At 39.9% G+C, this 21,971-nt stretch carries 12 protein-coding genes; 4 read left to right on the top strand and 8 right to left on the bottom strand.

The window, feature by feature from the left end:
* Positions 1-22: 22 nt before the first annotated feature.
* The 3 genes from leuD to M23134_RS39195 all read right to left on the bottom strand — a co-directional run bounded on the left by leuD (position 23) and on the right by M23134_RS39195 (position 8,542).
* Positions 23-634, bottom strand: coding sequence for a 3-isopropylmalate dehydratase small subunit (leuD, locus tag M23134_RS31105; protein WP_045114698.1), 612 nt, complete (start codon positions 632-634; stop codon positions 23-25).
* 153 nt (positions 635-787) lie between these two features.
* The gene (gene leuC, locus M23134_RS31100) at positions 788-2,197 is read right to left on the bottom strand and encodes a 3-isopropylmalate dehydratase large subunit (RefSeq protein WP_002703432.1); all 1,410 of its coding nucleotides are present in this window, start codon (positions 2,195-2,197) and stop codon (positions 788-790) included.
* A 636-nt stretch (positions 2,198-2,833) separates the two neighbouring features.
* Positions 2,834-8,542, bottom strand: a complete 5,709-nt coding sequence (locus M23134_RS39195) for an IPT/TIG domain-containing protein (protein ID WP_002703429.1) — start codon at positions 8,540-8,542, stop codon at positions 2,834-2,836.
* Positions 8,543-9,027: 485 nt separating this feature from the next.
* Between M23134_RS39195 and M23134_RS31090 the strand changes: the two genes are divergently transcribed.
* Together M23134_RS31090 and M23134_RS31085 are read left to right on the top strand one after the other, a co-directional pair.
* Positions 9,028-9,795: an NRDE family protein gene (locus tag M23134_RS31090; protein ID WP_002703426.1), complete on the top strand. Its 768-nt coding sequence runs from the start codon at positions 9,028-9,030 to the stop codon at positions 9,793-9,795.
* A 78-nt stretch (positions 9,796-9,873) separates the two neighbouring features.
* Positions 9,874-10,332: a hypothetical protein gene (locus M23134_RS31085; protein ID WP_045114697.1), complete on the top strand. Its 459-nt coding sequence runs from the start codon at positions 9,874-9,876 to the stop codon at positions 10,330-10,332.
* A 100-nt stretch (positions 10,333-10,432) separates the two neighbouring features.
* Here M23134_RS31085 and M23134_RS31080 read toward each other — a convergent pair whose 3' ends face one another.
* The gene (locus M23134_RS31080) at positions 10,433-12,088 is read right to left on the bottom strand and encodes an HAL/PAL/TAL family ammonia-lyase (protein WP_002703420.1); all 1,656 of its coding nucleotides are present in this window, start codon (positions 12,086-12,088) and stop codon (positions 10,433-10,435) included.
* 941 nt (positions 12,089-13,029) lie between these two features.
* On the opposite strand from M23134_RS31080, the gene M23134_RS31075 reads away from it, so the two are divergent.
* Together M23134_RS31075 and M23134_RS31070 are read left to right on the top strand one after the other, a co-directional pair.
* Positions 13,030-13,290 (top strand): hypothetical protein, encoded by a 261-nt coding sequence (locus M23134_RS31075; protein WP_002703417.1) that lies wholly within the window; start codon positions 13,030-13,032, stop codon positions 13,288-13,290.
* Between the two features lie 389 nt (positions 13,291-13,679).
* Positions 13,680-15,485: an acyl-CoA dehydrogenase family protein gene (locus M23134_RS31070; protein WP_002703415.1), complete on the top strand. Its 1,806-nt coding sequence runs from the start codon at positions 13,680-13,682 to the stop codon at positions 15,483-15,485.
* 119 nt (positions 15,486-15,604) lie between these two features.
* Here M23134_RS31070 and M23134_RS31065 read toward each other — a convergent pair whose 3' ends face one another.
* The 4 genes from M23134_RS31065 to M23134_RS31050 all read right to left on the bottom strand — a co-directional run bounded on the left by M23134_RS31065 (position 15,605) and on the right by M23134_RS31050 (position 21,790).
* Entirely contained in the window at positions 15,605-16,078 is a 474-nt protein-coding gene (locus tag M23134_RS31065; protein ID WP_002703413.1) for a GNAT family N-acetyltransferase, read from the bottom strand.
* Positions 16,035-17,993 carry a response regulator gene (locus tag M23134_RS31060; protein ID WP_002703411.1) on the bottom strand — a complete coding sequence of 653 codons (1,959 nt, stop codon included), beginning with the start codon at positions 17,991-17,993 and terminating at the stop codon, positions 16,035-16,037. The genes M23134_RS31065 and M23134_RS31060 overlap by 44 nt, the downstream gene beginning before the upstream one ends.
* A gap of 102 nt (positions 17,994-18,095) precedes the next feature.
* Positions 18,096-21,263, bottom strand: a complete 3,168-nt coding sequence (locus tag M23134_RS31055) for a hybrid sensor histidine kinase/response regulator (RefSeq protein ID WP_002703409.1) — start codon at positions 21,261-21,263, stop codon at positions 18,096-18,098.
* A 233-nt stretch (positions 21,264-21,496) separates the two neighbouring features.
* Positions 21,497-21,790 (bottom strand): S-adenosylmethionine decarboxylase family protein, encoded by a 294-nt coding sequence (locus M23134_RS31050; RefSeq protein ID WP_045114696.1) that lies wholly within the window; start codon positions 21,788-21,790, stop codon positions 21,497-21,499.
* Positions 21,791-21,971 lie beyond the last annotated feature (181 nt).

Here is a 21,971-nt window from a genome sequence, read left to right as displayed (position 1 = left end):
AATGTTGTTTAATATTTAGTGTTTAGTAAACAGCCTTATTTTTTTCGTAGGTTTCTACTTGGGTTTGCAGGCTTAACAAATAGTCTATATCATCGTAGCCTTTTTGCAAACACATTTTTTTATACTCATTTATTTCAAAAATTTCGGTCATTGTTTCACCTGTTTGCTTATTGGTCACCGCCACAGTTTGTGCCTCTAAGTCTATGGCTATAGGGGTGGTAGCATCTTGCTCCATCAAGTCAAATAACCTGGCCAAAAAAGCATCAGACACTTGCACAGGCAACACCCCGTTGTTCAAGGCATTGCCTTTGAAGATATCAGCAAAAAAACTGGAAATGACCGCCTTGAAACCATAGTCTTTGATAGCCCAGGCAGCATGCTCACGGCTAGAGCCACAGCCAAAGTTTTTGCCTCCAACCAATACCTGACCATCGTTGCCGGGTTGGTTTAATATAAAGTCAGGTTTGGGGTTGCCCTCATTGTCATAACGCCAGTCATAAAACAGGTTTTCACCAAAGCCTTCACGGCTAATGGCTTTGAGAAAACGCGCCGGAATAATTTGATCTGTATCTACATTTTCTACCTTTACAGGCACTCCAGTCGTTTGCAACAACCCAAATGATGAATCTTTCATAATTTTTTGGTTTAAAAAAAGTAGCAAGCAGTTAGCTTCAAGCAACAAGTAGTCGTAAGTGGCTAAACGCTTGATTAATTTAATGTTCAGATGTAATAGGTAACGGTCGGCTATTCACGATTTGCTGCCCATAGTGGAACTATGAACTAATCCTTATAAATAAGCCCTTACATCTACTACTTTGCCATTGATGGCAGCAGCGGCCGCCATCAACGGGCTTGCCAAAAAGGTACGCGATCCGGGGCCTTGTCGTCCTTCAAAGTTTCGGTTCGAAGTAGATACACAATATTTACCCGCAGGCACTTTGTCTTCGTTCATTGCCAAACACGCCGAACAACCAGGTTCACGCAGTTTAAAGCCTGCTTCGCTAAACACCATGTCTAATTTTTCTTTTTGCGCTTGACGCAATACTGCTTGAGAACCAGGCACAATCCATACTTCTACATCAGCAGATTTTTGTTTGCCCTTGACAAAGTCTGCCACCAGACGCAAATCCTCGATGCGGGCGTTGGTGCAACTTCCTATAAATACATAATCTATTTTTTTTCCCAGCAACGATTGCCCGGTATTTAGATTCATATATTCAAGGGATTTTTTAAAGGAGGTTTTTTCTGTTTCTTTGAGGTGGGAGAGTTCAGGTACGTGTTGGCTAATGCCAATGCCCATTCCAGGGTTGGTGCCGTAGGTAATCATTGGTTCAATGTCGGCAGCATCAAACTCATAGACCGTGTCAAACACTGCATCTTTATCAGAATAAAGTGTTTTCCAATCTGCTATTGCTTTGTCCCATTGTTCGCCCTGTGGAGCATGTGGTCTGCCTTTCATATAGTCAAAGGTTACCTCATCTGGGGCAATCATTCCACCACGAGCCCCCATTTCAATGCTCATATTGCACACGGTCATTCGCCCTTCCATTGACAAAGATTGAATGGCTGTACCAGCATATTCTACAAAGTGTCCAGTACCTCCGTCCGTACCTAGTTTGGCGATCACATACAAAATCACATCTTTTGCAGTTACCCCTTTATTGAGTGTTCCATCTACTTTGATCAACATTGTCTTGGGGCGGTACTGCAACAAGGTTTGCGTAGCAAGTACTTGCTCTACCTGACTGGTACCTATGCCAAAAGCTATAGTACCAAAAGCACCATGGGTAGAGGTATGACTATCGCCACAAACAATGGTTTGCCCTGGTTGGGTAATGCCCAATTCGGGACCAATTACGTGTACAATGCCTTGTTTTTCATGCCCCAAACCGTACAATTCAACCCCAAACTCTTCACAGTTTTTGGTGAGGGTTTCTACTTGTTTGCGCGAAAGCGCTTCTTTGATAGGCAAATGTTGGTCTACAGTAGGCACGTTATGGTCAGCGGTGGCAATGGTCTGTTTGGGTCTGAAAACCCCAATATTGCGTTGCCTGAGACCAGTAAATGCCTGAGGGCTGGTAACCTCATGGATAAAGTGACGGTCTATATACAATACCGCCGGAAACCCTTCTTGTTGTTGCACAACATGACGTTTCCATATCTTATCAAATAATGTTTGAGATGGTGTTTGTTCCATACCTCTTCATAATTATGATGAATGTTTCAAAATGTGTTGCCATATTAAATAGCAGCAAGTCCTTAGGTGCCGATGTATAACGGTGCAATGGTAGCAAGTCCTTAAATACCGATCTCAGCTCATTTACAAATAAACTCAACCATATATAAAACTAACTTTGCCTTGATACTTATTCACCGCCTTGGCTTAAAATCAATATTTTAATTATCAGACAAAAAAAAACACCCCTAAGCTTTTTAGAGGTGTTGTTGTAATGTCGTTGTTTTGACAATTAGATATAAGCATATCACCCCTACTACCAATTATAGAGAATCAGCAGCAGGTTAAGAATTGATAATAGTATGCTTATTTCTTTTGTCATGTAAAGCAAACATAAAGATTATATATTTCAGGCAAAACATTGATTCAAATAGTTTGAATGATTGTATGTTAAATATTAACAAATATAATTATTTAAATCCAATATATAACTATAATGCTTTATATCAATTTTCAAGCTCTTAAGCAAAAAAGCCGAATACAAAACGTATTCGGCTTTTTTGGTCAAATTAGTATCAGTTAAAAGTCAGGAATCCCTAGCAGGTAGCCCTGACTAAAAACAATAAACGACAAGTAAAAGTCGCGTTTTATACCTTTTTATTGCTTCATATATTTAATGGCAGCATTGGCTTTACCTGCCGAGATACGTAAGGTATATACTCCTTGACGCAACTCAGATAAGTTTACAGGGTACTTGCCTTGTTGTCCTGCTAAGTTCAATACTTTCACAAGTCGGCCTTTGGCATCTATCACCTCTAACTTGATGGTCGCATGGTTAGCTTGCCCAATCTCAACATTGAACTTACCATGGTTAGGGTTAGGCGTAATTTTTAACCTTTGTGCCAATAACACACTTTGTACACTTAATACTTCGGCGTCAAACGATGCTACATTAGAATAAGCAGAAACACCTGCACTATTTACTGCAGCCACACGGTAATGATGTTTAGACAATAAGTTCTTCACATCTTCGCTATATTCTGTGATGCCAGCCGATACTTCACCTACTTTTACAAATTTGTCAAGGGCATCGGGGGCTGAACGCTCAATATAAAAAGCGGTTTCATTGTCAGAGTTGTCGCTCCAGGTAAGTTGTACCATTCCATTTACCAGCTTCAATGCCAGCTTATCAGGAGCAACGGGTGTATCTGGAATCACCGTAAAATCAAACGTACTGGTAATAGACTGCCCTGCCACTGTTACAGTTATAGGTCCAGTAATGGCTCCTTCAGGTACTATTGCTTTAATCTGGGTGCTGTTTACTGACGCTACGGTAGCCGCTATGCCTTTCGCAAACTTCACGCTCACATACGCCGACTTGTCAGGAAAATTCTTCCCATTGATACTCACGTGTTGCCCTACTTTGCCTCTATCAGGAGCAAAAGATGTTATTTCAGGTTTTTCCAGTATAACAATGCTATAATCTTCAGTTTCACCAAAATTATATGGCCCACAAGCTTGTACCTGATCAGCAGAAGCAACCTCTCCTAACACTACTCTTAATCTGGTTCTTCCTAACAAGGCATTGGTAGGCACCGTAACCGTTGACTCAAATACACCTGGTTCTCTTATTGCCACAGCATTTCCACCCAAAAATTCATTTGCGTCACTAAAGTCTCCATCCTGGTTCCAGTCAACATATACTTTTACAAACTTGGTATAATCACCATTACAACTTCCAGCTTTTACACTGAAGGGGTAAGTAACTCCAGTGATTACATGGGTTGAAATACTGGTAAAATCGCTGTAATCTGAACACACACCTACACCATCAGTCGTATGGTTGATTTCATTCAGTGTAAAATTATCGATCCTGGAGTCATCGGTTGATGCAGCTTTTGATGCACAATACACAATAAAGTCATTGGTAGACTCTACACTTTGTCCTCCAACATTTACTACCTTTATTTTACCACTGGTAGCATTGGTAGGTACTTTCACCACCAACGATGTAGCAGTAGCAGACTCTATAGTAGCTACCAGACCATTGAAATACACTTGGTTATTGTCTTTGGGTACACTAAAATTGGTTCCTTCTATGTTGATGCTTTGCCCAATTACACCAGCCATTGGACTAATGTTAGTAATGGTAGGCACAGCTCCTGAAGCCACTACGGTAAAGTCATCCTTACTAATGGTGGGTAACCCGTTTACAGCTATTCTAATTTTTCCAGTAGTGGCTGTATTTGGTACGGTAGTAACAATTTGGGTAGCAGTAGCTGAAGTTACTATGGCTTTGATTCCATTAAACTCTACTACATTCTCGTCTTTTACGGTACTAAAACTTTTACCTGTAATGGTTACTACATCGCCTACCTTTCCATTGGTAGGGGTAAAACTTGCAATGCCTGGTCCTGAAAGTAATTGTAAATGATCGACACTAATATCACTCATGAAGCCGCCCCCGGTAGTACCTACAAAGCGTAAGACAAAAGGCGCATTTTTATACGCTTCCAGGCTCACTCCATCACTCTTCCAGGCATTGCCTTGGTCTCCACTTTTGGACCAAAGGGAAGTCCAAGTTTCTCCATCTGAAGAAATCTCAAGCGCAAGGCTTCCCATATTGCCTCCATACATGTGGTATTTAAAGCTAAATAAAGGGTTGTCTACAGTATTGGCATCAAATAATGCGCTTGCCAAAATAGTTTTCTTGTTAAAGTTACCCGTAGCTTCGGTATATACATAAAAACTACCATCAGCGGCAGCAGTTGGCCCAGTATTATCTGAAGGGGTTTTACCGTTTTTACGTATCCAATCCATATCGTCATTCTCTGCCTGTATCCATTTACCCAAGCCCGCCTCGAAGCTTTCGATATAAGGGAAGGTAGTAATAGGTGCGATTACCTTAAGGTCTTTGGTAGAAGTAACTGTTTTACCATTGACTGTAATGGCTATTTTACCCGTGGTAGCATTCAAAGGTACTTTTACCTTCAGTGTAGTAGTTGTTGCTTCTGTTATTGTACCAGCCACTCCATTAAACTTCACTTCGTTGTTGGCGGCTGTAGCATCAAAGTTTGCTCCCAAAATATCTACACTACTAAAGCCACCAATCACGGTTTGAGGGGCAAAGTCAAAAATCAAAGGGGTACCAGCTTCTGTCACAATCACTCCATCGATCGCTATGTCACTGGTAGAACCGTCTCCAGTGGCACCTACAAACCTAAACTTGGTAGTAGCACTTTTGTGGGTAGTCACATCTACCACAGCAATTGCCCAGGCATCACTTTGATTCCCGGTTTTTGTCCATACCGACTGCCAATTGGTACCATCAGTGCTGGCTTCCAAACTCAAAGTTCCCATTTTATCGCCAAACATGTGGTAGGCAAATAATACTTCTGGATTGGTCAAGCTGGTTAAGTCAAAGGTAGGGCTGGTAAAGAGCGCCGTTTTATTTTTGTTCAATGGTTGTTCATCAAACGTGTCATGGCTAAACTGGTCGATCTCAGTATACAAGAAAAAGTCTCCACTAAATGCTTTTGCCGGTCCAGTTTGGTCTGTAGGGGTAGACTTATTCACCAATGACCAGTCAAAACCATCGGTAGTGGGTTGTATCCAGTCTGATACACCATTTTCAAAACTCTCTGAGTGAGGGTAAGTACTTATCACAGGTACCACTGTAAAGTCGTTGGCACTAGTGGCAGTTTTTGTGTTTACCTCTACAGTCACTTTTCCGGTAGTTGCTCCTGCGGGCACTGTTACGGTCAAATTATTTGCTGTAGCAGCAGTTACTGTAGCTATGGTTCCATTAAACTTTACCACATTATCGGCAGCAGTTGCACTAAAATTAGTTCCATTGATGGTTACTTCAGTGCCTACTTCTCCTCTTTGCGGCGACACATTAGCAATGGTAAGATCGGCAGAAGCACCAATATAACCACTAAACAAACCTGTACCATGCGTACCTAAAGCTACCAAACCATCGGAACGACGAGACTTAATCATTACTACAGGTACATTACCAATTGTATTGGCGCCTTCTTGTACCCACTGAGTGTTCATACCATCCAGTATGTTGGTAGCATACAAACCTACGCTTGTACCCAACAAATATATCTTAGAACCATCTGATTTAACATGCACAGTTAACCAACGGGTAGAAGGACCATTTCCGGTTCCATCAGGGTTTTCTTCCAAGTTTCCACTTACCGCCGTCCAGGTATCACCTGCATCAGCCGAGTAATAAACACTTTGTACGCCATAGTTTGAGAAAACCACAAAAACATTGTCACCATTGGTTGGGTCAACTGCCACATTACTTACATAAGCACCTGCTGGCAACCCTTTACCCGTCCAAATATCTACTTGTATTGGGTCTCCCGAATCGGCATCATCCATTCTAAATACTTTGCCATTGTTGGTACCATAATAAATCCGGTGCTTAGGATTCTCCTCAGATACATTGATTGCAGTAATGGCGCCTCCAGCAGAAGCAGTTGCCAGGTTCTCCCAGTTATTGATACTGTTGGTGTACAAGATATTGGTATTACGGTATACTGTAGGCCCTACCAAATAATACATGGTGTTTGAATTGTTGGGGTCGAGCACATAAGGTGTAACAAACAAGTAAGAGCCAAACGATTGTGGGCGTAAGTACACTGCACTGGTAGGATTTTCGGGATCGTTTCCGGTTACCCTGAACATGTGCCCGTTTTGGTTGCTAAAGAACCGAATATCTTTGCCGGGTACAATGGCTGTATAACCACCATCACCAAAGAAGTTTTCCTGTTTCCAGGGACTGGTACCACTAAAACTATGGGTAGTCCATTTTCCATTATCCTGAAAACCCGCGCTCAAACGGGGGTCACCTGCAGTTTTGGCGTCAATGTCCATACCGTATATCTGTGTAGTATAGTATCCGTTATTTAGGTAAGTCCAAGCCACTGGGTGGTCTCCACCTGTAGCAAGGTTATCGGTAGTAATACTTACACCACCATCGTGTCCGCTAATCATTTTTTTGGCATCAGAAGGGAAAAAAACCAAGCTGTGGTTATCAGGGTGATGCTCAGGATAAAAGAAGTTAGTTTTGTGGTATCCGCCAATCCAGGCAGTGTTGCCAGTAGTAGCAAAACCATCCATAGAACGGTATAGGTTGGTGCTTCCTATAAACACTATATTTTCGTTGTCAGGCTTTACTTTTACATACTGGTTATAGTTTTCTTGCAATAAACCACCATCAGTAGACCCTCCTCCAGTAGGCAGTTGGGCAGAGCGGTCTTCCCAGGCTCCCCCATTTTTTAGGCTTCCATCGCCATTGCCTTCTCCGGCAGTATAAGTATACTTATAAAAACTGTGGCCATTGGCAGTGGTGCCTGCCGCAGCAAAGAAATAGACCACATTATTGTTTGAAGGGGCCACAGCCAATACAATACGCGCATAACTACCTGGCAAAAAACCAGGGTTAATGTTTACCCAGTTTGTACCATCCGTAGAACGATAAATTCCTTTATGGGTACCACCACTACTCGAAATAGTAGCATAAAACACTCCATCAGCAGCAATTTCTATATCGGTATAACCAGCGCCATCACCATCCAATACTAAGTTCCAGTTGGTTCCACCATCAGTAGACCTCCAAATGCCACTTTGTCCGTTAGAGTAACGGCGGGCATTTGCCACGTATACATCGCCATTGGTGGGGTGTACTTTTACGTTCCAGGTAATTCTAAAAGGGTTGTCACCTTCGTTGGCTCCAGAGGCAGTGTTGGTTAACAACACCCAGGTAAGCCCGTTATCGGTAGACTTGTATACCCCATTGCCTACAAAGGGTGCCGAAAATGACGCTGAGGCAGAGTTGCCGGCGCCTTCTCCTGCGGTATAATACCAGGTAGCAGGGCTTTGTGGGTCTTGTGCAATGGCAGTTACACTATGATTTTGCGAGGCTCCAGTTACTTTACTCCAGCTGGCACCTCCATTGTCTGAGCGCCACATTCCTCCTGAGGCTCCTCCCGCTAAAATCACTTGCTCGTTTGCCTGATCAATGGCCAAGGCTCTGGTACGCCCTCCTACATTATGAGGTCCTCGTTGTGCCCATTTGGCACCACTAATGCCCGTAATTGAAGTAGTAAATTTTTGGTGCTGGGGTTGTAGCTGTGATTTGGGTGAGTATATAAACTCAATACTTTTCTGATAAATTCTATCCGGAATTTTTCCGGTTTTAGGGTCTACAAGCATTGCTCGCTCGTATTCTACTCTTTCTTTTGCCCTGTCTTCTCTTAAATCTCGCTCTTCTTGTGCATTGACACTGTAAAAGCAAGTGGTTAACACTAACAAAGTAAGCAGGTACTTTGTACTTAAAATTTTTCTCATTCAATAACTCTCATTTAAAGAAGTTACCTTGAAACTTGATACCCTACGTCCTTTAGTTTTTGCAATGTAATACACTACAGAAGCCAGGCAGTGGGCAAAAGCTCAGGAATTTATTTTTTGATCACCAGTAGTTTTAAATGTTTGTAAATAATGGTTAAAACAGACGATATGTATGGTTAAAAAAGCTTTTTCATTTTAAGAAAAAACCAAAAAAAACTCCCGTTGATTGCCTCAAGTCGGGATAACTTCTAAGTGTAATTAAAAAACTCAGTATTATAACTAAAATGCGAACTACGCTATATTTTAAGATAAATCCAATCATATACTCAAAATAATGCAAATTCTACTATGATTATATTTTGTTCGGTTTGAACATTTTTTTGCCCTTTTGTGTTCAACCTGTTTATAGTTACACCATATTTGCATTTGAGATAACTCTTAAAACCAGCGATTTACAGTACTCAATTATTAAATTTAAAAAAACTATGTGTCTATTGACTTTTGCGTGGAAAACCCACCCAAAATACAAATTAATATTTGCCAGCAACCGCGATGAATTTTATAAACGTAATACGGCTTCTGCCGATTTTTGGGATGAAAACAAGCAAATTTTAGCAGGCAAAGACCTGGAAGCAGGTGGTACCTGGATGGGGCTGCACAAGAATGGGCGCTTTACAGCCTTGACCAACTACCGCGATATTGACAATATAAAAACAACTGCCCCATCGCGTGGAATGCTTACCCTTGACTACTTGCAAAGCAACGATTCACCCAAGGCTTACCTGGAAGGTATTTTTGAGAATATAGACGCCTACAATGGATTTAACCTGCTAACGGGAAATACTGAAGAATTGTATTATTTGTCAAACTACCAACATAAAATTATCCAATTACAGGCGGGCATTTATGGCTTAAGCAATGCCTTGTTAGACACTGATTGGTTTAAAGTACAACGGCTCAAGAAAAAGTTTACGGAAATGATTGACGCACCAAAAGTTGAAGAAAATGCGCTGCTCGACCTAATGTATGATCCTACCAAAGCCAACAAAACCGAGGTGCAACGTACTGGCTTGCCTATTGAACGCGAAATTATGTTGTCGCCTATGTTTATCAAAAGCCCTCAATATGGTACTTGCTCTTCGGCTACTATTCTGATAGACTATGATAATAAGGTGCGCTTTACTGAAAGGGTGTACAATATAAATACGGGTGAAAAAACTGACCAGCATTTTGAGTTTCAGGCAGCTACCTAACCCAACAAAGCACTGACGACATCGTTTAATGCAATAAAAACGATTTTGCTAAGTTGTTTTTATAAAAAACAGGTGAAAATGATAAAACAAAGTAAATACTTTATTACAGGATTTTTTCTGCTAACCATCCTATTAAGTGGGTTTGCCCCAAAAAAAGACAAGACAAAACTGCTTGCCCGTCAATGGATTATGACTGGGATGGAAGTAAATGGCAAGGCTATTTCTACCAAAATGATTGAGCGCCAGCAACGCAACGGCATGGTCACTATTCTGGAGTTTAGAAAAAACGGTCGTTGTAGTGTGAAAATAAGTACTTCGCAAGGGCGCATTACCAAACGTAATGAATGGAAGTTTGAGGATGAACAAAAGAAACTCATCATTACCCACAAAATCAAAGGTGGTACCGAAACCCGGCAAGAGTTTGACATTATTAAAATTTCTTCTAAAAAACTTATCTTATTACTCAAAGACCGCCGCGAAACTCAAATATTTATTTATAAGGCTTATAAGCCTAAAAAAAGACAACGTAGAAGGTAGACAAGCCAACCCTGCAAAAAAAAGCCTCACAATTGTTGTGGGGCTTTTTTTGTGGCAAATCATAGGGAAACCTTCAATAATTATAATTTCTCAAAAAAAACTACTTATAAGATTTCACAAACTCATACGCATTTTTAATATCCGGAGTCAAAGCCCTGTCTACCTTCATAAAAGATACTTTTTTTCGGAAAGCACTCCAGAATTTACGGGTTACAGGCGACATTTTGAAGTTGGTGTTTTTTTCCAGACGTAAATCAATCGCCTGGGCAGCGTGCATAAGTTCTATTCCTAGAATATAATACAAGTTATCTACTGCCTGGCGTACCCTGGATACTACCCTTGGAGCATTGGTCGCTACATCTTCGATGTTGCCCGCAACAGCATAAGAGTTAAAAGACACTGGTATAGCCAACTCTTGATTTTGGCTATTAAGTGACACAAAAACTTTTTGGATCGCTCCATAGGCATGAACCGTTGTTTTAGTACCCAAAAATCTGCTTAAATGAGTAAAATGTGGATCTGCCAGCTTAATAGTTCGTTGTGTTGATGCACAAGAGGCATGGGCAAGAGCAATGGCCACTTTTTCGAAAGAAATAACCCAAGGCAAAGGTGAAAAATTGGCAGAAGGAATTACAGCTCCTTTTAGTCCTTTTTCGCTGGCATAATGCGAAAATTCTTCCCCACGCTTCGATGGTGCTTCTACATTTAGTACAACTCCTGGGTTGTCATCAGAAGAATTAAGTTGTATTGCCAATAGCTGAACCAGTTCCTGCCTGGCACCTTCTAAAGTACCCAATGTATAAGCACTGGTACGATAACTCAAGGGGTCTTGCAAAGCACGTTCAGCCGATTTGTCCCACAAATAGCTTCCTTTCAGTATCGTTCTAAAGTCTTTTGCCATGTTATTTACCATCTTAAAGGGTCTGACGGTATTGGCATGCTTCAAAAAAGGTTCTATGTTACCGTTGAATCCTTCCATACTTAGCGTAAAAACAAGTTTAGCAACCTCCACTGCCTGTGACAGTTCCTGAAGGGTAAGTGCACCCAAGGCAGCTGAATAAGTATTAGAGCTAAAAATAGACAACGCATCTTTTCCAAAAGGCACCAGTTTCTTGATTCCGTTTTGTTTTAACGCTTCACTTGCCAACATTTTTTTTCCGCCATAATACACATAACCCTCCCCAATCATTGCCTGGGCAATATGTGCATTGATTGTAATATCGGCTTCGCCTACCGAACCTTTGGACGGAATCACAGGCAGGATGTTTTTATTCAAAAAATCGCGAAATAAGTCGATAACTCTAGGCTGTACACCTGTAGCACCAAATAACATAGCGTTTAATCTTGTAACCAACATTGCCCTCACTGTTTCCTCTGGCATAGGTTTGCCTGCTCCTGCTGAGTGCGCTCGGATCAACCCATCATTAAACTTTTGAGAAGCTTCAATTACTTCTTTGGTAAGGTTGCCTTGAGCATCGAGCATTTTTTTGTCTTTATTTTGCCCTACACCAACTGTAAGCCCATAAATTTTATGCCCTTTTCTTGCCGCCAACATCAAAAGTTTCTGAGATTTTACTACTCGCTTTCGGGCAACAGGGCTAATTTTCACCTTCGCTACATTTGTAGCAACCTGCGTGACTTGCTCAGGTGTAAGGCTTTTGCCATCAAGTACTACTTCTTGTCCTATACCCAATGATACTTGAACAAAAATAAGTAGTAGTAAACAACAAGTTGTTCTTCTAATATTTTTCATCATTTTGTCGTTAATTTAGTTTGTGAATTTTGGTTTAATTCTATTTTTGGGACTAAAAATAATCCATCATAAGTTCAGGGAAAATGTTAATAAATACAGGTTATCAATTACTAAAAATGATTGTCTTCTACAATGTATAATGAATAAGTCATTGATTTTTAAGTCTATAGTATGTAAAAGACTATTTTGCTTCTGTTTGCCAAATTTCCGCTTTACCTACTTAGAAGCTAGGTAAAGGCTACTGTTTCAATCATTTTGCTCAAAAACGACGTTTTAAACTAATCCTTAAAAGTAACACAAAGAATAGTCAGACTTTAGCGTATAAATACTGGCAAACAAAATCCGTTAGAAATACCTGTTTGTTACAAAAAAATATACTACAACAAGAATTGAGTTCCTTTCTACCCTATTAAATATACCGTGAGGGAGCCATCAAGAAATAACATACCCATTTCATATGTTTCTTTTGCTCTGGCACTTTGTTAGTTCCCCAAAGAATAAGGGCTTGTTTAAATTTTCGCGTTTAGCGTGATTCACGATGAGTTTTAGTCTCAGAAAGTGTTTTAAAAGGTGTTTAAATATGAAAATGTGTTCAAATTATTTATTTTAGAGTTGCAAAACTTTAATAATAACCGGCCTTTCACAGATCAAAAATTTGTTTAGCAGAATAATATACCAGTCATCAAAAAACCGAAGTCCAAGCTCTGCCTTCAGCTACACTGTTGCATTGTGCCGAACTGCAGCTATATTACGTATTCGTTTTACAGATTCTTAACGGCAACAAACTAAGACTAAGTCCAACTAACGTGACCTTAGTCAGCAACTGTATTCCTTTGGATATAAGCAAAGGTATGTACTGCGAAAAGTCAAATAATAAATTGAATAAGCAAAGAATCAATAAGCACAAAACGCAGAAAATATCCAAGTGATATTAGTAAAAATGGTTGGACAACCTTAACACCTCACTTGCCTTATACGAAAAGCATAAAACCTCCTCAGGAGGAGAAGAAACCGGTTATGATGGAGGCAAAAATATACGAGGTCAGAAACGTTTTATCTTAACAGATGCTCAGGGACTTATCTTAGGGATATACGTTTGTGGAGCCAACGTGTCAGAAAAAGCGGGAGCTAAAAACTATTGTCCGAATTACGAAAAGAAAACACTTCTCATAGCTTGTGTCGAAGAATTACCTAAGTTTGGGTAAATGGATGCTACCTAGGGGCTGAACTAATCAATTGGGTCAAACTAATCTGGTGTTGAACACAGGAAATTATCTCAAAAATGATCAGAAAAAAGGTTTTGTAATTCTTCAAAATCCATAAAGAAACCTTAAATAATTACCAGGCTCAAATCCTAAAACCTACTTCATCAAAAACTGGCAATGCTTTATAAATTCTTTGTATTCCCAAAAACATTCCCCTTCTACAAGGTTTTGTATTTTTAATAAGTTAATTTGTCTAATAGCCATTATACTTTCAAATACAAAAGAATATTCTTGATTAAATAGTATGCACGCATAACATTTTTGTAGTATATTTGTTATTATATAGACGCACAATTCAGAAAATCATAAAAATAGACATACCCAATAATATGGAAGCTACAGCCAATAAAGAATTAATTAAAGGTGGGGAATTTCTTATCAAAGAAACTACTGCCGATCAAGTCTTTATCCCTGAAGATTTTAGCGAAGAACAACGAATGATGGCGCAAACCTGTGAAGACTTCGTTCAGAAAGAAGTGGTTCCTCGTTTAGAAGAAATAGATGAAGCTAAAGATCCTGCCCTCATGAGTAGTTTGCTAGACAAAGCCGGCGAGCTTGGTTTACTTGCTACTGGTGTACCTACCGAATACGATGGTTTTGGAATGGATTTTAACTCATCGATGTTGATTACCGACTATACCGGGCAAGGACACTCGTTTGTAGTAGCACTATCGGCACATACTGGTATTGGTACCCTGCCTATTCAATATTATGGCAGCGAAGCCCAAAAAGCAAAATATTTGCCCAAACTTGCCACTGGTGAATGGAAAGCGTGTTACTGTCTGACCGAGCCTGATGCGGGTTCTGACGCGAACTCTGGCAAAACCAAGGCTGAATTGACCGAAGATGGCAAGCACTACATCATCAACGGGCAAAAAATGTGGATAACCAATGGAGGGTTTGCCGATATATTCATTGTATTTGCCAAAATAGATGATGACAAAAAACTGACTGCCTTTATTATAGAAAAAGACTTTGGTGGCATCACTATGAATGCTCCTGAAGCCAAAATGGGTATCAAAGGTTCAGACACTCGCCAAGTGTTTTTCAACGATTGTAAAGTGCCCATAGAAAACATGTTATCTACCCGTGAAAACGGTTTTAAGATTGCGGTAAACATTCTAAACATTGGACGTATCAAGTTGTGTGCTTCTACCCACGGTGGCGCCAAGGCTGCCTTGAACCATTCTATAGGATATGCTAACGAACGCAAGCAGTTTGGAACTTCTATTGCTAACTTTGGAGCTATCAAACATAAACTTGCCCAACAAGCGGTACGTTTATACGCTACTGAGTCGGCTATGTACCGCGCCGGACAAAATATTGATGACAGTATTGCCGCTATGATTGCCAATGGCACACCCGAAGCTGAGGCTAAACTTAAGAGTTTTGAACAATTTGCCATTGAATGCGCCCTGCTTAAGGTATTTGGTTCTGAAACTATAGATTATGTATCAGACGAAATGGTACAAATTTATGGTGGAATGGGCTATTCTGCCGATGCTCCTGCTGACCGCTGTTACCGCGACTCACGCATTAACCGTATTTTTGAAGGAACCAACGAAATCAACCGTATTTTGTCTATAGGTACCATCGTAACACGCAGCATGAAGGGAGAGCTTAACGTAATGGGTGCGGCTATGGAGGTTCAAAAAGAGTTGATGAGTGGCAAAAAGCCAGAGATTGCTCCTGAGGGATCGCCTAACTTTGCTTATGAGAAGAGCCTGATTAGCCACATGAAAAAAGCTTTGTTGGTAAGTGCGGGTGCCGCAGTTCAAGCCTTGAACAAGTCGTTTAGCGAAGAGCAGGAAATTATGATACACCTGGCCGACATGCTAATGAATATTTATACGGCTGAGTCGGCACTGTTAAGAACAGAAAAACTAGTAAACCGCAATGGAGCCGATGCTTGTCAAATGCAGTTAGACCTTTGCAACGTATACTTACACGATACTGTAGATAGTGTGTATATGTCGGGCAAACAAGCCATCAGTGCTTTTGCTGAAGGTGATATGTATAAAAATTTAATGGGTGCATTGCGAGGTTTTGGCCGCACACACGCTTATAATGCCAAGGCTGCCCGCCGAAGAATTGCCGATCAGATGATCGAAAAAGGATCGTATACTTTCAATTAATAAGTATACCCCAATACCTGTAATGGGTTTTATTTTTTAGGATGTCAAAAACATTCAGTCTTTATCGGCTGAATGTTTTTGCTTTAGGTAAGTTAGGGGAAGTTACCCTCAGACAATGCTTACTCGTTTAACCACTCAAAAAAGGTATAATGTTCATCACTCATTCCAATGGCTTTGTATACTTGCGAGGCTTTCACGTTGGTTTTGTCTACATACAGTCTGATGCCCATCAGGTTGTTGTCAGCTTTTACTTTGTGTTGTAAGTATTGGTACATCAGTTTAAACAAACCTTGGGCTCTAAACTCTGGCACAATATACAGCGACTGTATCCACAAGACATACCCATTACGCCACTCGCTCCATTCAAACGTATTGAGCATACAACCTATCACCTGCTCATTATGAGTCACTTTGTAATATATACCTTTAGAAACATCATTAAACAAAGCTTGTAACCCTTGCAACACCGTGTTACGATCAAGCATATACTCTTCGGTTTCCCACGCCATTTTACATTGCAAGTCTGCCAATAGCTCGGCGTCCTGCACACTAGCTGTTTCTATATAAATGTTTTCCTTGAGTAGTGTTTTCATCTTCCAATAAAGAATTAAGTTCTTTGATTGCACCAGCAAAAATATCTTCACAATCTCTGATCAGGTCTGGAATAAGACCTACACTTTCTTGTTTACTGGCGTATTCCTCAATCAAAATTACTTTATTTTCCAATGATTTGAGCCCAAATGCACGCAAATTTGTTTTGATGATTTGGGCAGCGTTGGCAATTACCTTCCAGTTTTTCATAAATAACCCGTTGCTTACATCTTGTTTAAACTTTAAGAACTGATTGGTAAGCAACTGAAGTAACTCTTGGAAAATCACTGGATTATCGCCAAAGGCATCGCGCAAAAAATTAAGGTCAAACAATGTGTGTGAAGTAGTCTGACCAGTAGTTTGTGTAGTACTTGTGGGATGGCTTTTGGTTGCCTTTTTGGGCAAATGTTTCAATACTTTTCGGGTAATATCTGCTGGTGTAAAAGGCTTGGTCAAATAATCAGTCATTCCTGCTTCAAAGTACTTGTCTTTTTCATCGGTTACATTTTGGGCAGTCAGTGCTATTACCGGAATATCTTTGACCACACTGTCTAACTCTCTAATGGCATAAGTAGCCTCTATCCCATTCATTTTTGGCATTTGGATGTCCATCAACACCACATCGTATTGCGCGGCTTTGTTTTGCAGTTTTTCTACCCCTACCTTGCCATTATCTGCAATGTCTACCTTACAACCCAAACGGTGCAATATTTCTTTAGTTAGTTCCTGGCTAAGTATGTTGTCTTCACACACCAATACACGCACATTATCTAGTGCTACACCATCTTCCAAGCCATTGCTTTGTTCCTGAATTGCCTGCCCTACTTCCATTCTAAAATCACATATAAAACTTACCTCACCAATCTTATTATGCTGCACTACAATGTTGCCTCCCAAAAAACTAACCAGTTTCTTAACAATGACTAACCCAAGCCCTATGTCACCAAAACGTTGAAAGTGATTGGTACCCAAGTAATTAAGACTATCAAAAATGGTTTTCACCTGGTCTTGTGAAATGCTTGCTCCTGCACATTTCACTTCAAACTGAACATTCACTTGTCCCTCTTTGTAGGCAATCATGCGTGCAAACAAATCTATACTACTACCCACAATAAACTTGGTCGACTCATTGATCAGGTTCCAAAGTATTTGTTCTAATCTTTTATCATCGCTTTTCAAAAAGTCGGGCAGTTTTTCGTCGATATACAGCGCTAAATAAGGCTTATGCTGGTGAATTCCCTGATTCTCAAAGCGTTTTTGAATTTTATGCAACAGGTGTCTTACATTAAAATCTGCCTGCTCAATAGTCAACTTCCCAGACTCTATTTTAGAGTAATCTAAAACATCGTTGATAATGGTCAACAGGTTGTTGGTTGCCTCGTAAATAGATTGGGCAAACTTGTATTGGCTTTCGTCAAGGTTAGATTGCATCAATAAGCCTGAAAACCCTAATATGGCCGACATGGGGGTTCTTAGTTCATGCCCCATATCAGAGAGAAACACTTGCTTTAAATGGCTTACCTCGTAATGATCTTTGTTGCCTACGCTATTGAGGGCTTGCTTTAAACTAGTAAGAATAGACGGGGTGTTCAACTGTTGCTTCGACAAGTAACCACTTACACCATTTATTATACTTTGGTAGATATTTTTTTCATTTTCGTGAGCCAACAAAACCACAATAGGCGTTTGTTTGCCAAGCTCCTGTATTTGTGTTAATAGCTTTTCACTATCAGGCATGCTAAACAAATCAACACCTATATACACACAATCATAATGAGTTTGTTGCAATAGCTGCATTATTTGCTCCTCACTCTCTGCCACATCAGTTGTAAGGTCAGCTTTTAGCTCTACCTGACGAAACAGTTGAATGATCTTTTGCCTCTCACCTTCATCTTTCTCAAATAATAGTATTCTCATATCAGGATTAATGGTTTAGCTTTAATTAAACCAATGATTTGTAGCGTTTAAAATTACCTGGTACTCCAGAAAATCAATAGTGTTATTCTGCCCTTTTTTGCCCTAAATCAAAGTTTTTATATAGTTAATTTCCTGTATTATGGCTTCCACCAGTTCATCAGTTTCTTGCGGATTCATATTGGTTACCCCTTCCAGTTTTTCAGCCATTTGGGCAAGCTTGCCCAAATACATTGACCTTGATGCCCCTTTGAGGGTATGCGCTGAGGCTTTTACCGCGTCAAAGTTTTGACTGACAATACCTGCTTGAATATCAGGTATTACAGTAGCAAGGTAAGCCCTTGTTTTGGCATAAATTCTCTCTTTTACTTTCGGATTATCTCCTATAGTTTCTAAAAGAGCTTCTTGGTTAAAATGATTTTTGGTATCCATGTTTTTTTCAGAAATTACCCATTTGTTAATCATTTGAACAAATTCATGCTTTACAATAGGTTTGCTAATATAATCGTTCATGCCTGCTGCCAAACACCTGTCTTTTTCTCCCTTGAGAGTGCCAGCAGTAAGTGCTATAATGGGTGTATTTTCAGCTCCTTTTATTTTTCTTATGTAGGTAGTTGCCTCATAACCATTCATTTGAGGCATTTGAATATCCATTACAATAAAATCTGGCAATTCTTGCTTACATACGTCAATGGCTTCTTGCCCATTACAGGCTTCTACTATTGTTGTATCTGGCATTATTCCTTGTACAATGACTTTAGACAACTGCATATTTACCGCATTGTCTTCTACAATGAGCATTTTTATCGACAAATCCATCAAATGCTGCGTTATTTCTACAACATTGGGCTCGCTCACTTCTTTTAAACTATGTAAACTGCCCAAACACTCGAAGAGTTGCTCTATGCTTACTGGCTTGATCAGTTGTTGTTGAATATCTAAGGCACCAACGTCACCTGTAAATTCACCGTAGTCTGAGGCGCTATGAAACAAAACGATTGGCTGATCTTGTGCTGTAATTGCCAACTCTTGTCTAATATTTTTAATTGTTTCCAGCCCATCCATAAAAGGCATATGATAGTCAACAAATACAATGTCATACTTTTTGCCAGCAGCCAGTCGCTCCAACGCATCCAACCCATTGGTTACCTCTTCTGCTTCAATATCTTTAATTGTGAGCATTTCTGCCAAAATCTGCCGGTTATTTTTATTGTCATCAACAATCAACACCTTTTCAATTCCTTCTATATTCTGCCACCCTCCTTTACCAATGGCAGCATCTACTGTTGCCTTTACTGGAATATCAAAGTAAAAAACACTTCCACGCCCTGTAATACTCTCTACCAAAAGTCTACTCCCCATCAAATCAAGTAATTTATTAGAAATACTCAACCCCAACCCTGTGCCACCAAACCTTCGGGTAGTAGATGAGTCTTCCTGTGAGAATGCTTCAAAAATTTTACCCTTATTCTCGGGTGCTATACCTATGCCTGTATCTCTTACTGCAAATCTCAACACAACCATTTCTTCGTCGAGCCTTTCCTGCAAGTCTATTTTCAACTCTATTTCACCTTCGGTTGTAAACTTGGTAGCATTGCTCAATAAATTGACCAATACCTGCCTCATTTTCACCTCATCTATCCATACAAATCTTGGTATGTCGTTGTCTATATGCAACAACACCTCCAGATCTTTTTTATGTGCCTGATACCTGATCAAATTTATAATTTGTTGACTTAAGTTCAACAAATCTGTTTTAGCCACCATAAGGTCGAGTTTGCCTGCCTCTATTTTAGAAAAATCGAGAATGTTGGTAATAATGTCAAGCAATGAAGTGGCCGATTGATAAATAGTGGAAATATATTTTTGTTGGGTTTCATTCAGTTTACTTCTCTGCAGCAAGTCTGCAAACCCAATAACTCCGTTCAATGGGGTACGAATCTCATGACTCATATTGGCAAGAAATTCCGACTTTGCTTTATTAGCTGTATCTGCTTGCTTTTTAGCTTCTTTGAGTTTTTCGCTGGCCAGTTTCTCGTGGGTAATATCCCAGTTTGTCCCAATCATAAACAAAGCACTGCCTTGACTGTCGTTGTGCACCCGTGCCAAAGCCTTGATATACTTCACGGAGCTATCTTGCCAAACTACTCTAAACGCTGTATCAAACTCTTTTTTTCCCTCAATCGCCCAGGCTACCTCCTCTTCTACCCTTTGTACATCATCGGGGTGCAACAAACCCACCCATGCACTGTATACCCCATCAAAATCTTCATATTTTAATCCATACAACTCAAACATGGAGTCGTCCCAGGTGAGTTTGTTACTGACAATATCGTATTCCCAAATACCCACGCGAGCGGTTTGAGTAGCCAACGCTAAGCGAGTATTTATTTTTTTGGCTTCTTCCTCTTGATGTTTGCGTTCGTTAATGTCTTGAACAGTGCCATATATTCTTTGACATTGCTCCCCCTCAAACTCTCCCTGCCCCACTAGCCTCACCCATACTTCGCGTTTTTTGGCTGTCACCACCTTTAGTTCTTCACTAAACACCTCTTTTGACCTGATACAACGAGCAATCAGGTGTTTTACCTGCTCTTTACTTTCTGCTTTATAAAAGTTTAACATGCGATCAGCAGTTGGCACGAAGCCATCAGGTACTTCATATATTTGCCGGGTTGTATGTGACCAAAATCCCTGCTGAGTGTTCAGGTTAAGCTCCCAGGCACCCAGCTTTGCCATCGCACTTGTTTTCTCCAACAAGTGTTTCGTTGCAGTGCTCAACTCTTTATCTTGAAATGGCCAGGTACCTTCACTTTGTTTTGACTGGATAGTACCCTCTTGGGCAAACACAGGTGCAGAATTACGATGATTAGGTGACTTAAGGTATTTTCTTAGTACTTTTCCCATCAAAAATACCGGTACACCCGATAAGTCTTTTGTTACCAGCGTTTGGGTAGTAGCCCATAACTCTTGACCATTTTGAAGCGTATAGCATAGCTCAAACTGCAAGTAAGGCAATGCGTCGTTTGTTTGGTAGTAATCGAGGCTACGCTGTATGACTTGTTTGTTTTTTGACTTTACCAGTGCTTGCCACACTTTTTTTTCAATTATTTGATCCTCGAAAGTTTCATAAAACCCTTCGCTTACCCATTGGTCCTGTGGTGGTTTTACCTGCAAACACCATAAACCCTGGTTAGATGTGGTCACTACAAAATCAAACACACTTTTATCTACCTTAACTAATTGATATAGTTTCTCTTGGAGGTAATACATAAAATTTAAGTTTGGGCAGAACTGGTATTACATTGAAAGGTAATGCAAACTTAGTCTTTCGTTCATCATTAAACATTCAATATATCTAAAGTACTACCTCAGAACAATAGGTATTCACCACTATAATACATATTACATCAATCTAAAGCTATGGCATATATTAATGTTGTTTGCAACAGCATCACGCCTTTAGTTCTAACGTTGTGTATGTTGGGCAAAACCAGTCCATCCTTTTAAGACTCTTTTAATACAGGTAGTTTGATCAGTTTTATAAACAAATCATACATTTGCTCATTACAACTACTCAGTTCTATATAAGTTTTATTTTCTTCGGGGAAGGTATGCAGGGCAAAATGACTTTCGCCTAACAGCCATATGGCAGTATAGCCCTGAGGCTGAAAAAAATGCTCCATAAAATTTAATATCGTGAAACCACTTTCAGTTAAAACATGATCAAATGATTTCTTCAAAACCTGGGGGGATACTTCTTCTACCCAAAGTCTATGGTTATAAATTGCTGCTTTCATCAATAAAAAATCGTTTTCAAAAATTATAAGTTTACAGGTAATTAATACCTGAGTATAGGAGCATTGTTTTAAAAATTAGTTGATTGTTTGATTTTTACCGTGTAAATAAACGCTTGAAACTTGCCTAAATTCAAAGGCAACCGTTTGACTCATTCTCAACAACTTAAAATTTATTCAAACC

The sequence above is a fragment of the Microscilla marina ATCC 23134 genome (genome assembly GCF_000169175.1).
Lineage (GTDB): Bacteria > Bacteroidota > Bacteroidia > Cytophagales > Microscillaceae > Microscilla > Microscilla marina.
The sequence above is the reverse complement of the archived record's forward strand: the minus strand, read 5'-3'. Positions and strand labels throughout refer to the sequence as shown.